This window comes from Pseudomonas sp. Eqa60 (genome assembly GCF_018326405.1).
Taxonomy (GTDB): domain Bacteria; phylum Pseudomonadota; class Gammaproteobacteria; order Pseudomonadales; family Pseudomonadaceae; genus Aquipseudomonas; species Aquipseudomonas protegens.
In genome coordinates this window covers 1170077-1185644 of the sequence record NZ_AP024342.1, presented here as the reverse complement: position 1 = coordinate 1185644, position 15568 = coordinate 1170077, and the positions used below count along the sequence as shown (strand labels likewise).

Annotated in this window: 15 protein-coding genes and 2 pseudogenes; 7 read left to right on the top strand and 10 right to left on the bottom strand. The window is 63.8% G+C overall.

Annotated features, from left to right (window positions below):
* Positions 1–25: 25 nt before the first annotated feature.
* From KI242_RS05260 to KI242_RS05230, 7 genes and pseudogenes are all read right to left on the bottom strand, one after another.
* Positions 26–793 carry an energy transducer TonB gene (locus KI242_RS05260; RefSeq protein ID WP_011059345.1) on the bottom strand — a complete coding sequence of 256 codons (768 nt, stop codon included), beginning with the start codon at positions 791–793 and terminating at the stop codon, positions 26–28.
* A 4-nt stretch (positions 794–797) separates the two neighbouring features.
* Positions 798–1205, bottom strand: a complete 408-nt coding sequence (locus tag KI242_RS05255; protein ID WP_011059344.1) for a biopolymer transporter ExbD — start codon at positions 1203–1205, stop codon at positions 798–800.
* A 168-nt stretch (positions 1206–1373) separates the two neighbouring features.
* Positions 1374–2363, bottom strand: a complete 990-nt coding sequence (locus KI242_RS05250) for a FecR family protein (protein WP_015634214.1) — start codon at positions 2361–2363, stop codon at positions 1374–1376.
* The gene (locus KI242_RS05245) at positions 2360–2938 is read right to left on the bottom strand and encodes an RNA polymerase sigma factor (RefSeq protein ID WP_011059342.1); all 579 of its coding nucleotides are present in this window, start codon (positions 2936–2938) and stop codon (positions 2360–2362) included. The genes KI242_RS05250 and KI242_RS05245 overlap by 4 nt, the downstream gene beginning before the upstream one ends.
* A gap of 11 nt (positions 2939–2949) precedes the next feature.
* Complete coding sequence (locus KI242_RS05240) at positions 2950–3276, bottom strand: DUF3325 domain-containing protein (RefSeq protein WP_047283981.1); 327 nt, start codon at positions 3274–3276, stop codon at positions 2950–2952.
* Positions 3277–4835 (bottom strand): annotated as a pseudogene (locus KI242_RS05235) (PepSY-associated TM helix domain-containing protein). It abuts the gene before it with no gap.
* Positions 4836–4855: 20 nt separating this feature from the next.
* Positions 4856–5161 carry a DUF3649 domain-containing protein gene (locus KI242_RS05230; protein WP_210693763.1) on the bottom strand — a complete coding sequence of 102 codons (306 nt, stop codon included), beginning with the start codon at positions 5159–5161 and terminating at the stop codon, positions 4856–4858.
* A gap of 219 nt (positions 5162–5380) precedes the next feature.
* On the opposite strand from KI242_RS05230, the gene KI242_RS05225 reads away from it, so the two are divergent.
* From KI242_RS05225 to fecA, 3 genes are all read left to right on the top strand, one after another.
* Entirely contained in the window at positions 5381–5869 is a 489-nt protein-coding gene (locus KI242_RS05225) for a sigma-70 family RNA polymerase sigma factor (protein ID WP_019093370.1), read from the top strand.
* Between the two features lie 8 nt (positions 5870–5877).
* Positions 5878–6843 carry a FecR family protein gene (locus KI242_RS05220; protein ID WP_072451248.1) on the top strand — a complete coding sequence of 322 codons (966 nt, stop codon included), beginning with the start codon at positions 5878–5880 and terminating at the stop codon, positions 6841–6843.
* A 202-nt stretch (positions 6844–7045) separates the two neighbouring features.
* On the top strand, positions 7046–9406 hold the full coding sequence (gene fecA, locus KI242_RS05215; RefSeq protein WP_212805969.1) for a TonB-dependent Fe(3+) dicitrate receptor FecA: 2361 nt from the start codon (positions 7046–7048) through the stop codon (positions 9404–9406).
* Between the two features lie 67 nt (positions 9407–9473).
* Here fecA and KI242_RS05210 read toward each other — a convergent pair whose 3' ends face one another.
* The gene (locus KI242_RS05210) at positions 9474–9881 is read right to left on the bottom strand and encodes an HPF/RaiA family ribosome-associated protein (protein ID WP_123727515.1); all 408 of its coding nucleotides are present in this window, start codon (positions 9879–9881) and stop codon (positions 9474–9476) included.
* A 213-nt stretch (positions 9882–10094) separates the two neighbouring features.
* Complete coding sequence (locus KI242_RS05205; protein ID WP_212805968.1) at positions 10095–11042, bottom strand: LysR substrate-binding domain-containing protein; 948 nt, start codon at positions 11040–11042, stop codon at positions 10095–10097.
* A gap of 135 nt (positions 11043–11177) precedes the next feature.
* Between KI242_RS05205 and KI242_RS05200 the strand changes: the two genes are divergently transcribed.
* The 3 genes from KI242_RS05200 (at position 11178) to KI242_RS05190 (ending at position 14450) form a co-directional block, all read left to right on the top strand.
* Complete coding sequence (locus tag KI242_RS05200; protein WP_212805967.1) at positions 11178–12554, top strand: L-serine ammonia-lyase; 1377 nt, start codon at positions 11178–11180, stop codon at positions 12552–12554.
* 63 nt (positions 12555–12617) lie between these two features.
* A complete protein-coding gene (locus KI242_RS05195; RefSeq protein ID WP_123473909.1) occupies positions 12618–13913 on the top strand; it encodes a serine/threonine transporter in 1296 nt (431 codons plus the stop codon).
* 219 nt (positions 13914–14132) lie between these two features.
* The gene (locus KI242_RS05190; protein WP_011059331.1) at positions 14133–14450 is read left to right on the top strand and encodes a DUF3509 domain-containing protein; all 318 of its coding nucleotides are present in this window, start codon (positions 14133–14135) and stop codon (positions 14448–14450) included.
* Here KI242_RS05190 and KI242_RS05185 read toward each other — a convergent pair.
* A complete protein-coding gene (locus tag KI242_RS05185) occupies positions 14447–14947 on the bottom strand; it encodes a phosphate-starvation-inducible PsiE family protein (RefSeq protein WP_047283972.1) in 501 nt (166 codons plus the stop codon). The genes KI242_RS05190 and KI242_RS05185 overlap by 4 nt on opposite strands.
* 266 nt (positions 14948–15213) lie before the next feature.
* Here KI242_RS05185 and KI242_RS05180 point away from each other — a divergent pair.
* A pseudogene (locus KI242_RS05180) lies at positions 15214–15453 on the top strand (YebG family protein); the annotation flags it as partial.
* Between the last annotated feature and the right edge of the window lie 115 nt (positions 15454–15568).

The window sequence follows — 15568 nt, the reverse complement described above, 5'->3', positions numbered from 1 at the left end:
CAACTTTCGTTAATAGGTGATGGGTTTATTCCACGTTGTAACTAAAGGTCGCGGTAAAACGTTGCTTGTTCTTGCCGGAGAACGCGTCCGAGGGAAACGGCGAAACTTTCTCCACGCGGCGCAAACTGGTTTGCGCCGCGCGATTGAGCAACATGTTCGGCGCCTTGTTTTCGATGCCACTGTCGAGCACGTTGCCGGCCCGATCGACTTCCAGCCAGATCACCACATCGCCCTGGGGACGTTGCAGCGAGGCCTCGCGGCCGCTGGGGTATTGCTTGTGCTTTTCCAGTTCCTTGCGCAAAGCGGCGGTGTACAGACTTTCCTTGATTGCACTGCTGGGCGCCGCGGGCGCGGTGGCCGGAGCAGGTACGGGAGCCGGTGCGGCCACCGGTTTCGGCGCAGCGGCCACTGCGGGCTGCGGCGCGGTGGGGGCGTTCTGGGCCACGGCCGGGGCCGGCTTGGGTGGCGCAGGCTTGGCCACCATGGGCTTGGGCACCGGCGGCTTGGGCTTGACCACCGGCTTGGGTTTCGGCGGCTCGATCACCAGCGGTTCTTCCTCCGGCACCACCTGCGGCGGCTCGGGCTCGATGGGCAACGGCTCAGGCGGTGGCGGTGGTGGCTCGGCCGCCGCCAGCAGTTCGGCGGCATCGACCAGGGCGATTTCCACGGTGCTTTCGTCATACACCGGCTTGATCTGCAACTGCTGCAACTGGCTGGTATAGATCACCAGCAACAACAGGCCAGCCGGCAGCAGGCACGCAAGCAACTTGCGAGTTCTATAGAGGCTGAACATGGCGTCAGGACTTGCGTGTAGCGATGGAGACGGAAGAGAAGCCATTGCCCTTGAGCAAGTCCATCACCGAAACCAGGCGTTTAACTTCCACGCCCTGATCGCTGTTGATAATGATCACCAACTTTTCACTGCTGTCGTTCAACACTTTGAGTTGCGCCAGCAATGCACTTTCATCCAGGTCCTGGCCATCGAGTTGCAGGCGCTCTTGCAGACCCAGGGTAATCACTGCCTTGTTTTGCGGCTTCAACTGTTGCGCGGTACTGGCGACCGGCAACTGCGTCTTGATCCCTACGGCCGGGATCACGTTGAGGCTGATGAGTACGAAGAACACCAGCAGAAACATCATCACATCGATCATCGGAATGATCTCGATATGAGCTTTTTTCTTTTTAGCTACATCCCAGCTGCGCATCGTCTTGCTCCCGCTTCAGCCATCCCTCCCTTGTGAGAGCTGAATCACAACCCTCGCCGATCCTGACCATGTGCTCAGGAATGCGCAGATCATCCCCGTCTGATGTAACGGTTTGGTGACAGAACGGAGTGATAACGATGAATGTTCGGGAGCTCTGGGACGCGGTTCTCAGCGCAGGACGATGAATCTCCCGAGAACCCGATGCTGCTGGAAGCCGAGCACCGCCTGCAGTGAATCGAGGACCGCCTGCGGGTCCTTGCTGGAGAAACTGCCACTGATGCGCCGCGCCGCCAGTTCATCGTTGAGCAGCAGGATACGCCCGGGGAAATAGCGCCGCAGGTCGTCCACCACCTCGGCCAGAGGCGCGTGGTAATAGTTCAGCCAGCCCTGGCGCCAGGCCAGTTGCGCCTCACTGTCGACAGCGTGCAGCGGGGCCGCAACGCCATGTCCGTAGGCCACTTGCTGCCCGGCGCCGAGCACCTGCTGCGCCGCGCCCTTGGCCGGCGTGACCCCCACCCGGCCGGACAGCACCGTGACCTGGGCCCCGCCCGGCTGCAGGCGCACTTCGAACTGGGTGCCCAGCACCCGCGCCTCCCCCTCTTGCGCGTCCACCACAAAGGGCTCGCCGGTGTGGCTGACGCTGAAGAAACCGGCGCCGCGACGCAGCTGCACATGCCGCTCGCCGCGGCTGAAATCCACGGCAATGGCGCTGTCGGCATCCAGGGTCACCTGGCTCTGGTCGGCCAGGATCAGGGTGCGCACCTGGCCCGGCGCGGAAACGTAGTCGGCCCCCAGGTCATCGACCCAGCGCCCGGGCTGCCAGCCGGCGCCCAGGGCCACCGCCAGCAATACACTGGCGGCCAGCGCCAGCCCCGCCGACCAGCGCCGCCGGGCCCGGCCCCTGGCAGCATCCATGGAACGCAGCAGGCCGTGCAGGGCAAAGGCGTCTTCATCGGCCAGGGTGCGCGCCGGCTGCTCGCTCAGCTCCCACACCACCTGGGCCTGGGCATAGGCCTCGATATGCGCGGGGTCGGCCTGCAACCACTGGCTGAAGGTGGCCTGGTCGCCACTGCTGGGCTGATCGTGGAGCAGGCTCAGCCAGGCCAGCGCGGCCTGCTCCTGAGCGGGCGTCGGGCAGATACTCGTGCGGTGGTTCACGGTGCATTCCTTGGCGTGCGCGTGCCCGGGGCTTCCCGCAGGCTGGCCTTGCAGGCTTCGAGGGCGCGCATCATATGTTTTTCCACGGCGCTTTGGGACAAGCCCATGGCCTTGGCGATCTCGGCGTACTTGCGCCCGTGGATGCGGTTGAGCAGGAAGATCTGCCGGGTGCGCTGCGGCAGGCTGCGCAGGGCCGCTTCGACATGCCGCAGGTCGTTGCCGGCTTCCAGCGCCGCCTGGGGCTCGCTGCCCTGGTTGTCCTGCTGCTCTGGCAGCCAGCCTTCATTGACCCGCACTCGCGCGCCCTCGCTGCGCAGGTGGTCGATGGCGATATTGCCGGCGCAACGCAGCAGGTAGGTGCTGAGTTCCTCGACCTGCACCAGGGGCCGGCGCCAGAAGCGCAGGAACAGGTCCTGCACCAGGTCGGCGGCGGTGGCCCGGCAACCGACCCGGCGGCTGACCAGGGCCTCCATCTGCGAACGCTGGGAGAGGAACACCTGGAGAAAATGCGCACGGCTGCCCTGCGGATCAGGGTGATCCCCCTCGGCAGGCTCCGGTGGCAGGGTGCTCATCATCGTCGGTCCGCTCAGAAGTGGGCCAGGGCCGCGACCGGGCTGGCCAGCAGGCTGGCCCCCGCCATCGTCAGCACCAGGCGCGGCCGATAGGGCAACAGCAGCACCAGCAGCAAGGCGCTGAACATCAGCACCGCGCACCACTGCACCAGCCCCAGGCTCCAGCCGGTGCCCTGCACTGCTGCTGCCAGCGACAGGCCCAGCAGCATCCAGCCGCCCAGACGCAGGCCGTGGCGGCGCAGGGCCGAAGGCTTGTGCCCGAGCAGCTCGCCGTGATGCCGGTCCAGGGACAGGCACAGGCCGGTAAAGCCGGCATAACAGAGCAACAGCACCAGGAGCATTCAATTCACCTCGGTTTCAGGAGCCGGCGGGCGTTGCCGGGGCACCCGGGGCGTGGCTGTGGCGGCGGCCCCCGCGCGCTGCAGCTTGCGCGCCGCCCAGGCCAGGAACAGGCCACTGCCCAGGCACGCCAGGTCGAAGCTCGCCATGGCCCAGTCGCCCCGGACCATGAAACCATCCATCAGGCTCGGGCTGGTGAGCACGCTGAGCACCGGCACCCCGGCGAACAGCAAGGCGCCCAGGCCCAGTTGTTCAACCCAGGCGCGACGGCCAGGGCGGACGCAGGCGTGCAACAGGCTCAGGCCCCAGGCCCAGAAGAAGCTGCTGACCTCCCAGTCGGCGCGTTCGGCGAAGCCTGCGGGCAACAGGCGGTTGGCCCAGAAGAACGCCGCCACCGCCAGCAGCAGCCCGGCCATGCTGGCGATGTTCAACACTTCCACCAGGCGCAGTTCGAAAGGCTGGGCGGCACTCTTGGCATGCTTGAGCTGGCGCTTGCCCAGCCAGATCACCAGCCCGGTGCCGATCATCGCGGTGCTGGCCAGCCCACAGAGGAAGTACAGCCAGCGCAACACCGGCCCGGCGAAGCGACCCATGTGCAAGCCATAGAAGCTGCCGCCGATGGCCAGCGGCAGGGATTGCTCGGCAGAGGCCTGCAACGGCTGGCCGGTCACGCCGTTGAACGCCACTTGGCTGCCGAAATCCCGGGCCACCCGGTCGGCTTCATGGCGAAACACCTGCACCGAGGCATTCAGGTCCCCCGGGTAACTGACTACCAGGCGCTGCGCATGGCCGCCCGACCAACGTTCCCGGGCCTGCTTCAGCATGGGTTCGAGGGGGCCAGCGGGGCACTTTGCCCGGCGGCCGAGGCAGCGGCAGCAGCGGGCCGCAAGTCCTCGAAGAAGGCATCGGAATCCCCTTTGTAGGCCACCAGGATGCTCGCCGGCATGACCATGTACATGAAGATCACCAGGCTGCTGTAGGTGATCATCAGGTGAAACGGCAGCACCAGCACGCCCACCGCGTTGTGCCCGTCGAGCCAGGTGCGCTGGCCCTTGCGCGGGCGGAAGGTGAAGAAGTCCTTGAAGATTTTCTTGTGGGTGATGATGCCGCTGATCAGCGCCACGAACATCACCATGGCCGCCATCGTCGACAGCCAGCGGCCCCAGGGATAGGGCATCTGCAGCTGGAAGTGGAAGCGGTAGAAGAACTCGCCGCCGCGGGTGTCGCGCACATGCACTTCGCTGCCGGTGGCCGGGTCCAGCAGTTTCTCGGTGAAGGCACCGCGCTCGCCGGGTTTGCCGGGCGCCTGCCAGCCCACCGACAGGCTCGGCTGGCGGGCATCGGGCAGGCCGATGAACCAGCGTTGCGCGCCCTGGGCATGGCGTTCCAGGTAGCGTTGGGCCAGCCCCAGGCTGGCATCGGCATTCAGGACCCGGGCCGGCGCCTCCGGCTGCATCCAGTGGGTGATCTCATCCTTGAAGTAGGACAGGGTCCCGGTGAGGAAGATCGCAAACAGCAACCAGCCGAACAGCAGCCCGCTCCAGGTGTGCAGCCAGGCCATGGACTGGCGAAATCCTTCCTTCATAGCAGGGCCACCCAGTAGGCGCTGCCGGCGACCAGCGCCAGCACCAGGCTCGGCAGCAACAAGCCCAGCCAGGCCTGCCAGGCACTGCGACAGGCAAAGCACCAGAGCACTGCCACCAGATAGGACAGGAAGGACGTCATCATTGCGCTGACCACGGCATCGGCCCTGGGCAGGGGCAGCAGCAAGGTCAGGCAGACACTGCCCAGCGCCGCCAGCAGATAGCCCCCCAGCACCGCGGCGAATACCCGCGAAGCCACCGCCAGACGATAGGAAGCGGAAAGACCGCCAGCCTTGCTTTTCATGTTTCGACCTTGACGCGAGGGGAGGTCCGGCACAGCACACAGGCGGCCGGGGGAAGTAGGCGGGCCAGTTTAATGATAAATATTCTCATATGCAAAAAGCAGCGACGAACCCGATGCAAACCCGTCGGTCCGGCCTGATTGCCGAATGCCATGTCGCCCCACTACAATGCGAACAATTCTTGTTCTCTTATGCGCCATCTCGGTGCAGGAGCGTCCGGCTTGTCCCACACCGCTACCGTCGAAGGCCTCTACCAGGCCCATCACAGCTGGTTGAACACCTGGTTGCGGCGCCGGCTCGGCTGCCCCCACAGCGCCGCAGACCTGGCCCAGGACACCTTCATCCGGGTACTCAGCGCCCGGGAAACACCGGCCCTGATCGAGCCCCGGGCGTTTCTCACCACCATCGCCAAGCGCGTGCTGTTCAACCACTACCGGCGCCAGGACCTGGAGCGGGCCTATCAGGAAACCCTGGCGCAGATGCCTGAACAGGTGGCGCCCTCCGAGGAAGAGCGGGCCATCATCCTGCAAACCCTGATGGATCTGGACAGCCTGCTCGACGGCCTGCCGCGGCCGGTCAAGCGAGCCTTTCTGCTGTGCCAGCTGGACGGCCTGACCTACGGCGAAATCGCCCGGGAGCTGAATATCTCCATCGCCACGGTCAAACGCCACCTGAACAAAGCGGCGATGCGCTGCTACTTCGCCCTGTGAGTGCCTCGATGAACCCACACCTCAACGGCCAGCCCGATTTCAGCAACCAGGTGGCCGAACAGGCCGTGCACTGGCTGATCGAAATGCAGGGCGGGCCCTTGAGCCCGCGCCAGCAACAGGCCTGGCAGCAATGGCACGATGCCCACAGCGAACATCAACGGGCCTGGGAGCATATCCAGCGCGTCAACCAGCGCCTGCGTGGCCTGTCTTCGCCCCTGGCCCACGCCGCCCTGAACGCGCCGAAATCCGCCAGCCGGCGCCAGGCACTGAAGCTGCTGCTGATTCTCGGCGCCGGCTCGGCCGCCGCCTGGGGCCTGCGCGAGCACAACCCGCTGCCGCCACTGCTGGCGGATTACCGCAGCCCCCTGGGGCAGCGGCGCAAACTGCAACTGAGCGACGGCAGCCAGTTGCAGCTCAATACCAGCAGCGCGGTGGATGTGCGCTTTGATGGCCAGCAACGGCTGATCCGCCTGCTGGAGGGCGAGATCATGCTCACCAGTGCCCAGGATGCCCGGCCGCTGCGGGTGCAGACCGCACAAGGGCAGGTAAGCCCGCAAGGCGCGCGGCTGAACCTGCGCCAATTCAAGGACTACACCCAACTGGCGGTGTTCTCCGGAACCGTCGGCGTGACGCCCCTGGACTACGCCACAACCCCGCCCCAGGTGGCGGCCGGGCAGCAACTGAATTTCACCGGCAACAGCTGGCAAGCTCCCCGGGCCCTGGATGCCGGCAGCGGCGCCTGGAGCGAAGGCATGCTGGTGGCAGCGCACATGCGCCTGGCGGACTTTCTCGACGAACTGGGGCGCTACCGCCGCGGCCAGCTCAACTGTGATGCGCAGGTGGCGGACCTGCTGATTTCCGGCAGCTACCCCCTGGATGACAGCGAGCGGATTCTCGACCTGCTGGAGATCAGCCTGCCGGTCAAGGTACGTCGCTTCACCCGCTATTGGGTCACCGTCCAGGCCCGCGCCTGACGGCACTCTGTCGCCGCTGCCGCGGGCTGCAACCGGCTCCGCAGGGGACGCGCCCTTGACCCGGGCCGCACCCAAGCCCCCGCAAACCAATCGCCGCCCGCCCCGGCACCAAAAAAAAACCACCGCCCATGAGCCGTTTCCCCAGGTTCAAGTGACAGAGAAGGAAAGCCACCTTGATTCCCCCTTCTCAGGACCCACCTTCATGACCGAGCAACCCACCTGCCTCACGCCTCTGGCCCGTACCCTGCGCCACTGGCTGCTGGGGGCCAGTCTGAGCCTGGCCAGCCTGCCCCTGGTCCAGGCCGCCGAGGCCCAGGCCCAGAGTTATCACATCGCCCCGACCTCGCTGGAAAACGCCCTGAACCAGTTTGGCCGGCAAGCCGGAGTGCTGATCTCTTTCGGCTCACAGGTCACCAGCGGCGTGGCAAGCCGTGGCCTGCAAGGCCAGTACAGCCCGCAGGAAGGCCTGAACGTTCTGCTGCAAGGCACCGGCCTGCAAGCCCGGGCCGAAGGCAAAAATGCCTTCAGCCTGCAACCGGCCAGCCCCGAGGCCGCTGCGCAGCCGCTGCACCTGGGCGCCTCCAGCGTGGTCGGCGACTGGCTCGGCGATGCCCAGCAAAGCGATGTGTTCGAGCACCCAGGGGCCCGGGACGTGATCCGTCGCGAGGAGTTCGAACGCCAGGGCGCCACCCAGGCGCGGGACGTGCTCAATCGGATTCCCGGGGTCAACGCACCGGACAACAACGGCACCGGCAGCCACGACATGGCGCTGAACTTCGGCATTCGCGGCCTCAATCCGCGTCTGGCCTCGCGCTCCACGGTGCTGATGGACGGCATCCCGGTACCCTTCGCCCCCTACGGTCAGCCGCAACTGTCGTTTGCCCCCATCAGCATGGGCAACATGGATGCCGTGGACGTGGTGCGTGGCGGCGGCGCCGTGCGCTACGGCCCGCAGAACGTCGGCGGCATCGTCAACTTCGTGACCCGGGCGATTCCCGACGCACCGACGGTCAAGGGTGGTTTTCAGACCGAGACCAGCCCCTCCTCCAGCCATGACGGTTTCAAGACCAGCGCCAACCTGCTGGCCGGCGGCACGGCCGACAACGGCCTGGGTGGCGCCCTGCTGTACTCCGGCACCCGCGGCGGCGACTGGCGCGAACACAGCGACACGCAGATCGACGACCTGATCCTCAAGGGCAAGTACCAGCTCGACGAGGCCAACAGCTTCAATGCCATGGCCCAGTACTACGAGGGTGAAGCGGACATGCCCGGTGGCCTGAACGTGGCGAACTACAAGGCCGACCCGTATCAGTCCACCCGTCCCTATGACAAATTCTGGGGTCGACGCACGATGTTCAACGTCGGCTATCGCTATCAGGAAGATCGCCGGGAGTTCACCGTCAACAGCTTCTTCACCAAGACCCTGCGCAGCGGCTATCTGGACCAGGGCAGTTTCCTCTCCCTGTCACCCCGCGAGTACTGGGTACGTGGCCTGGAAACCCGCTTCGCCCAGGGCTTCGACTTGGGGGACAGCAGCCATGAAGTGGGCGTCGGCTACCGCTACATCAACGAAGCCGGGCATGAACTGCGCTATCGCACACCGCTGACCGCCAACCAGCAACTGCCCACCACCAACAGCCGCAACGACCGGGATACCCGCGGTGGCACCGAGGCCCACGCGTTCTTCGTCGACGACCGGATCGATATCGGCAAGTGGACCCTGACCCCGGGCATCCGCTACGAGATGATCGAGTCGCAGCAGAGCAACAACCTCACCAATGTTAAATACAAAGGCGACTACAACACCGCGCTGCCGGCGCTGAATGTGATGTATCACCTCAACGAGAGCTGGAACCTCTACGCCAACACCGAAGGCTCCTTCGGCAGCGTGCAGTACAGCCAGATGCCCAACCGCGTGGCCAGCGGCGAGGTCAAACCGGAAAAGGCCCGTACCTGGGAACTGGGCACCCGCTATGACGACGGCACCCTGCGGGCAGAGATCGGCGCCTTCCTGATCAACTTCGACAACCAGTACGACAGCAACCAGACCAACGACACGGTGATCGCCCGGGGTGAAACCCGCCACCAGGGCATCGAGAGCAGCATCAACTACGCCCTGGACGGCCTCGATCCGGCGCTGGCCGGTTTCAACGTCTACGCCACCTATGCCTACGTCGATGCCACGATTCGTGAGGACGGCCCGAACAAGGGCAACCGCGTGCCCTTCTCCTCCAAGCACAAGGGCACCCTGGGGGTGAGCTACACCGAAGGTCCGTGGAAGCTCAACCTCGACAGTAGCTACCAGAGCGGCCAGTTCGCCGACAACGCCAACACGTCACGCGAAAGCGTTGACGGCAGCAACGGCCGCATCCCCGGCTACATGCTGTTCAGCACTCGCGCCGGCTACGACTTCGGTCCGCAGCTGTCGGACCTGAATGTCGCGGTGGGCGTGAAGAACATCTTCAACCACCAGTACTTCACCCGCTCCTTCGACGACAACAACAAGGGCAAGTACGTGGGTGAGCCGCGCACCCTTTACGTACAGACTTCAGTGGCGTTCTGACTTTTTCTCGCCCACAACAAAACGGGCCTGCAATGCAGGCCCGTTGGTTGGGGGAGAAACTCAGCCGTCAGCTATTGAGCGCGGCCTGTTGGTTTTCCAGGAATTCTTCTTCGAGCAGAGCATCCGCCTCGGTGCCATCGCTGCTGGGCACCGCCGCCGCACGTTTGCCGCGCAGTTTACCGAACATGTGCTCCAGGGCACTTTCCAGCTTGATGGTGGCGCCATCGAGGGCCTGTTCCAGGGTGTCGGCCTTGTGGGTCACGGAAATCGGTTGGTGACCTTTCGGACGGGCTTCCAGCTGGCAGCGCATGTCGTCCGGACCTGACTTGCCGCCGTTCTCGTCCCGCAGGTGGACCACTACCCGGGTCAGGTCTTCTTCGTAGCGTTCGAGCGTGCTTTCAACGGTGCTGCGCACCCACTCCTCCATCCGAAGGCTGCTTTGAATATGGTTATCGCTATGGACTTGGATTTGCATAGTTCTTCCCTTATTTCAGCTTGCTCGTAAGAGGGTCAAGGCAGTGTGTTGGAACCTGCATTTCGTGACCTCTTGATTACACAATTAGGCACGGCGGCGAACATTTCAACCCCTTAAAAAAGATAAATATTCATACGCAAATAAAGCCGGACAAACTGCAAAGGCGCTGTTAAGGTCGGGAGTTGACTCGATTCAGCTTCCTCGCTCAAACCCTCACAATTGCCCCTCACCCAGAGGGTGCAAACCGCGAAAGATCTCCGCTTCCTCCACCAGCCAGTCATGCACCGCGCGTACACTCGGATGGCTCAGGGCGCCCGGCGCATAGAGCAACACGTAGCGTTTGTGGTTGGGCACTGCCAGGCCGAAAGGCACGATCAGGGTGCCGCGCTCCAGTTCGTCATTGAGCAGGGTACGCCGGGCAATCGCCACGCCCATGCCGGCGATCGCCGCCTCGATGGTCAGGTGGTTGCGGTTGAAGGTGTGGCCACGACGCACATCCGCGCCTTCGAAGCCGATGGCATTCAGGTAGAACTCCCATTCGGCGTATTCATAGCTGCCGCGCCAGGCGGTGATGTCGTGCAGCAATGGAAAATGCGCCAGGTCCGCCGGTCCGTGCAACGGCGGACGGCCCCTTAGCAGAGTCGGCGCGCAGACCGGGAAGATCTGCTCGTCCAGCAACGCGGTGGATTGCAAGCCGGGGTAGCTGCCGTCGTTCAGGTCGATGGCCAGATCGAAGTCGCCTTCATGCAGGGCCACGCTGCTGTCCTCCGCCACCAGCCGCAGCTGGATCTCCGGATAACGCTGTTGCAGCCGCGGCAAACGGGGCGTCAGCCACTTGCCAAGAAACGAGGGGATCGAACGCAGGCGCAGGGTGCCGCTGATCATTCCCGCGTCCAGGCGCCGCAGTTCCGCATCGATGCTGCCGTAGGCCTCGCTCACCGTCAGCGCCAACCGCTGGCCTTCGGCACTCAGTTCCACACCCCGGGGCCGACGGTGAAACAGGCGCAAACCCAGGCGCTCTTCCAACTGGCGGATCTGCTGGCTGACCGCCCCGGGAGTGATGTGCAGTTCTTCGGCACAACGGGTAAAGGACAGGTGCCGCGCGGCACAGGAAAACACATGCAGCCAGACATAGGTCTGGGCATGAAACTGACGGCTCATCGTTTAGTCCTGCTAAAGGATCTCTTAGGAAGTTTCGTTGGTCAGTACCAACCGACCCGGGCAGTATCGCCGACATTGCGCTTGGCCTACAAAAAATGGCAGCGATCCACCTTCCATTGCTTGTAAGGCTTTAGCATGGCTATCAGTGTTTTTGATCTTTTCAAAGTCGGTATCGGTCCTTCCAGTTCCCACACCGTGGGCCCGATGCGCGCCGCCGCCACCTTCGCCCAGGCGCTGTTCGACCTGGGCCTGGAGGATCAGGTACAGCGGGTGCAGATCCGCCTTTACGGCTCCCTCTCCGCCACCGGTGTCGGCCATGCCACCGACCGCGCCAGCGTCATGGGGCTGATGGGCGAATGGCCCGACAGCATCGATCCGGGCAGCATCGGCCCACGCATCCAGCAACTGCGCGACAGCGGCCAATTGCTGCTGGGGGGGCGCAGGAACATCGCCTTCGACTGGCAACAGGACCTGCTCCTGCTGGACCAAAGCCTGCCCTACCACCCCAATGCCATGTCCCTGACCGCCCTCGGCGAGCAGGGCATCGTGCTGGAGCAGACCTACTACTCGGTAGGCGGCGGGTTCATCATCGAAGCGGCCCAGGTCGAGGCCGGAACCGAAGCCGGCGCCAGCGTCGAATTGCCTTACGACTTCAACAGCGCGGCTGAACTGCTGGCGCTGTGCAAGACCCACCAGTTGCGCGTCGGCGAGCTGATGATGGCCAACGAAAGAGCCTGGCGCAGCGACGCCGAAATCCGCAGCGGCCTGCTGCATATCTGGTCGGTGATGCGCGAATGCGTGGAACAGGGCCTGCGCCACGAAGGCATCCTGCCTGGTGGCCTCGATGTACCGCGGCGCGCCGCCAAGCTGCACCGCAGCCTGCTGGAAATCGGCAAGCCGAATGTCATCACCTCGACCCTCTCGGCCATGGAGTGGGTCAACCTCTATGCCCTGGCGGTCAACGAGGAAAACGCCGCCGGCGGACGCATGGTCACCGCCCCTACCAACGGTGCGGCGGGGATCATCCCGGCGGTGCTGCACTACTACATGAAGTTCAATCCCCAGGCCTCTGACGACGACGTCGTGAGCTTTTTCCTGGGAGCCGCGGCAGTGGGCATCCTCTGCAAGAAGAACGCCTCCATCTCCGGCGCCGAAGTCGGCTGCCAGGGTGAAGTGGGTTCAGCCTGCGCCATGGCCGCCGCGGGCCTGGCGGAAGTCCTCGGTGCCACGCCCGAGCAACTGGAAAACGCCGCCGAGATCGGCCTGGAACATAACCTTGGCCTGACCTGCGACCCAGTGGGCGGCCTGGTGCAGGTGCCCTGCATCGAACGCAACGCGATTGCCGCGGTGAAGGCGATCAACGCCACCCAGATGGCCCTGCGCGGCGACGGCAAGCACTTCATCTCCCTGGACCGGGTGATCCGCACCATGCGCGATACCGGCGCCGACATGCATGACAAATACAAAGAGACTTCACGGGGCGGCCTGGCGGTGAGCTGGGTGGAATGCTGAGGAGCCTTCCCTGACCGTCCGCACTACGTGAGCCCGAGCAAAAATAATAACGAGGCGATAACGATGACCGATGTACCGACACCTGCTGCCCAAACCCCTGCTGTAGCCACACCCCGCGACACCACCAGCGCCCGCCAGGGCTGGAGCAAGCACGACACCACCTGGATGCTCGGCCTGTATGGCACCGCCATCGGCGCCGGCACCCTGTTCCTGCCGATCAACGCCGGGGTTGGGGGCTTCTGGCCGCTGATCGTGCTGGCGCTGCTGGCCTTCCCCATGACCTTCTTCGCCCACCGCGGCCTGACCCGCTTCGTTCTTTCCGGGCGCTCCGGAGACATCACCGAAGTGGTCGAGGAGCATTTCGGGGTCGGCGCCGGCAAGCTCATCACCCTGCTCTACTTCTTTGCCATCTTCCCGATCCTGCTGGTGTACAGCGTGGCGCTGACCAACACCCTGAGCAGTTTCATGGAACACCAGTTGCACATGACTCCACCGCCGCGGGCGCTGCTGTCGCTGCTGCTGATCCTCGGCCTGATGGCCATCGTGCGCTGCGGCCAGGGCGTGATCGTGCGGGCCATGAGCCTGCTGGTCTACCCGTTCGTCGCCGCGTTGCTGTTACTGGCCCTGAGCCTGATCCCCAACTGGAACGGCGCGTTCTTCGCCTCGGCCGGCGAAGGCATGCCCCTGCCGCTGTTCTTCAAGACCCTGTGGCTGGCGATCCCGGTGATGGTGTTTTCCTTCAACCATTCGCCGATCATCTCGGCCTTCGCCCTGGATCAGAAGCGCCATTACGGCCCGCAGGCCGAAGCCAAGAGCAGCGGTATCCTGGCCACGGCCCACGGCATGATGGTGCTGACAGTGATGTTCTTCTGCTTCAGTTGCGTGCTGGCCCTGTCGCCGGCGGACCTGGTAGCGGCCAAGGAGCAGAACATCTCGATCCTGTCCTACCTGGCCAACCACTTCCAGACCCCGGTGATTGCCTATGCCGCCCCGCTGATCGCCCTGGTGGCCATTACCAAGTCGTTCCTGGGCCACTACATCGGCGCCAGCGAAGGCTTCCAGGGCCTGATCGTGAAAAACCTGCGGGGGCGCTCGCTGTCCTCCAGCAGCCTGGAAAAGATCACCGCGCTGTTCATGATCCTCACGTGCTGGGCCGTGGCCACCTTCAACCCGAGCATCCTGCACATCATCGAGACCATGGGCGGACCGGTAATAGCCTGCCTGCTGTTCCTGATGCCGATGTATGCGATCCGGCGGGTGCCTTCACTGCGCCAGTATTCGGGCCAGTTGTCGAACCTGTTCGTGGTGCTGATCGGGCTGGTCGCACTGTCTGCGATCATTTATTCGGTCGTGCCCTGAATCGGGCCGGGATAAAAAAAGCGGACCTTGTGGTCCGCTTTTTTTGTCCCCGTATTCATTGCCCGGCGCATTTCCCGGCATGTCCCTTGCTTTGTCCCGGGGGAGGAATACGGACGTTGGCCACCCTCGGCGAACGACTGGCCAGTGGTCCGGAATCGCGAACTAATTCCGCGCCCTGCCGGTCAATGACTGCACGATCCAATCAGGCGGTGACGCATCATGGACAACCCTTTTCAACTGATTACCGACACCTTCACCCCGCAATACCAGGTCAACCTGAGCATCCAGGGCCTGGACGGCAGCATCATGCTGACCTTGTCCGAAGGTGGCCGGGTGGTGGCCAAGCGCATGATCAGCGCGGCCCAGCGCAATGACCCGCAGCGCATCAAGCGCCTGGTGCAAAGCATTCAGTTTGGTATCGCCATCGAGCAGGGCCACAGTGCCGTGGCCATTCTCGAGGCCATGACCAACGGCGACAGCCTGGGCCTGCCGCCGCCCACCGGCCAGAAGCTCGCGCCGCCGGCCCTGAGGTTCTAGAGCTCGCCCTTCTCCACTTCCGGGTGTTCGCCGGAGCCCGCGCCGATCTTGCGCTGCGGATGCTCGATCTTCACCGAAGGGAACTGCGACGAGGCGTAGCGCACCACCAGGATGGCGAAGGCCAGCAACAGGATGCCGCCGCACAGGTAGATGATGCCCAGGTCCGGCGGGTTGTGGTGAGAGACGTTGGAGATCAGCAACCGGGTCAACGCGGTGATCGCCACGTAGATCAGGAAACGCACCGGCATGTGATTGGTCTTGAAGTAGATACCGACCATCGCCCCCAACTCCAGGTAGATGAACAGCAGCAGGATGTCATCGATCTTGATGTGGCCCGCCTCGATCATCTGCAAGAATTCCATCACCGCCGCCCAGGCAGTCACCGCACCTATGGCAAACAGCGCCAGGTAGTGGAACGACTCGACGAACAGGTTGCCCAGGGACTCGGCCAACTGGTGGACGTTCTGCCGCAGGTTCTCGGCCCAATTGATTTTCACGATGGTTCTTCCTTAGGTCGGTTCGACCGGATGATGCGGATTGGACGTGACGGTTGTTCTGCATGCAGAAAAAAGGCCAGGAGCCTTCAATGAGATGGTGGCCGCCGGCAACGAGGCACGGCCTGGTAACAATCGGCCCGGGAAAAAAATTGCGTCTACATTAAAAAGCCACTATCCAAGGGAAAAGGTTTCGCCTATTCTCTCGACCTGTATATAGATACAGTGTTTATACAGACCCATTATCGTGAAGGCATGTGAGGTGGTGAATGGCCGTCGAAGTGGTATACCGCAGCAGCCGAGATCTGGAGCGCTTGTTCATGGATAAAGCCGAAGCTGACCGTCATGACAAAATGCTCGAACTGGCTGAATTGCTCGCTGAAGTGTTGCACAAAGCCGTGCCGTCGCTGAGCGAACAGCAGGTGGAAGAAGCCGGGATCTACATGGCGAAGAACCGCGATGTGTTCGCCAAGGCGTTCAAGAGCCAGCCGGACGCGTTGTCCGAGTTGCTCAGTGCCCCCGCTCCCGTAGTGGAGGCTGTGGCAGAGCCGCAACCTGTTGAAGCCGAAGCGCCAGCCAAACCGGCGAAAGCGGCCAAGGCCGCAAAATAGGCTTTACGCGAAT